Source organism: bacterium (assembly GCA_024228115.1).
In the GTDB taxonomy this organism is placed as follows: Bacteria; Myxococcota_A; UBA9160; order UBA9160; family UBA6930.
On sequence record JAAETT010000679.1, the window covers coordinates 1 to 1559 of the forward strand.

Annotated in this window: 1 protein-coding gene; it reads left to right on the forward strand. The window is 37.9% G+C overall.

The window, feature by feature from the left end; genetic code table 11:
• Positions 1 to 815 precede the first annotated feature (815 nt).
• Positions 816 to 1328, forward strand: a complete 513-nt coding sequence (locus tag GY937_28165; protein ID MCP5060589.1) for a hypothetical protein — start codon at positions 816 to 818, stop codon at positions 1326 to 1328.
• Positions 1329 to 1559: the final 231 nt, after the last annotated feature.

Consider the following 1559-nt stretch of genomic DNA (forward strand, 5'->3'; position numbering starts at 1 on the left):
AAAAAGCTAGCGATAATTGGCACGGTCAGAGGTGTTTTCATTGCTTGAACTGGCAATGTTTTGATCATATCGTCAATTGCTTTATTATCAGCTTGTTTGGCAAGTGTATTAGTACTCATAGTATGTGCATATCATAGTTATAATTGATTGTCAAGTAGAAATATTAGAATTGTAAGAAAAAACTCACGTTGCTGGCAGCGAAGCGAAGCAACTAGGCTTCCCGGCTATGAGGGATCGTTCGGTGGTTCGAACGAAATATTGATTGTAGCGTAGGAGACTGCAACCATCTGGTGCGATACTCAGTCAGCCACCATCCACCGCCAGTATATCATGGATTTTTGTGATTACAAGTATATTTTATCATAGTGTTAAGATTATTTCACGGGGTGTTGCGCGTGGGTTGCTCTGTGTGGCCTTGCAATTTATCTTTGCATGTGTTGACATGCTTGTTTTATCGGTGGGTGTGGGGCGATATGTTGACGTTTCTTAATTTTAGCAACATATCGTTATGATCGCCTATAATCGCACACGACAGGTTGTCACTAAATATTACCGGTATTTACCCATATCTGACATCCTGTCATCGTCTATTGCCGTTGTGTTCGTTCTGACAGATTTTGAGACAACTTGTCTTATAATCGCTCATTTTCGCTACTATACCAAAACCCTTAAGATATTTATGTTCACACCTATCCTGCTACATTACCACCACTTACAATCTTTATTATTATTATACATGCATATGGCATGTGGTATGCATTGTATATAAGCGTAAGTAAAACATTATTTTTAACTTTATTTAGGAGGGTAGGAAGATGACAGAATACGATAAGCAAGCAAATGATTTCCTAGAAAAAACAGGAACAACATTCAAAGCGGAGTATGTAAAAACTGGCAGGTATTTTGATGATGATAACCAAGATCGAGACATATATAACATTACTCTTAAATGTAAGGGTAGACCATATGCTTTTAAGTTCGGACAATCTATTGCTTGTAGCGGTAGATACCATAAGTATGGAAGTGCTAAACGTGGAATGTCTCAAGGTAGGCAAGTAAAAGGGAAATGGATATCACCCAGGGAGGCAATAGGGGAACATAAAACATGGGATAAAAACACTAACTTTGAAGTACCAAGGCCATATAGTGTCTTGTCTTGCCTACAAAAATATGAGGTAGGCACATTCCCCGAGTTTTGTAGTGACTTTGAATACGACACCGATTCACGCAAAGCTGAGAAGATATACAAAGCCGTAATAGACGAATACAACAACCTTAAAATGTTGTACACCGATGACGAACTTGAGGAATTGCAGGAAATTCAATAACAAGAGGCAAAACATTATTTTTAACTTTATTTGGAGGGTAGGAAAATGGAAAAAAAGAGTATTATTGAAAGCGTGTCGGTCGATATACAGTGTCTTAACAGTGCGTTTTACATGGACACGGAAGATTATCAGCGTCCAGAAATTGAGGTAGCCCGGATATTAAGAAAACTTGCCAATAATATAGAAGCAAACGGAATTGAAAACACAACACACATATTAAAAGATGCAAAT

Excerpts from the sequence above, each read along its gene's own strand:
- GY937_28165 (MCP5060589.1), top strand. The coding sequence starts at position 816 with ATGACAGAATACGATAAGCAAGCAAATGATTTCCTAGAAAAAACAGGA.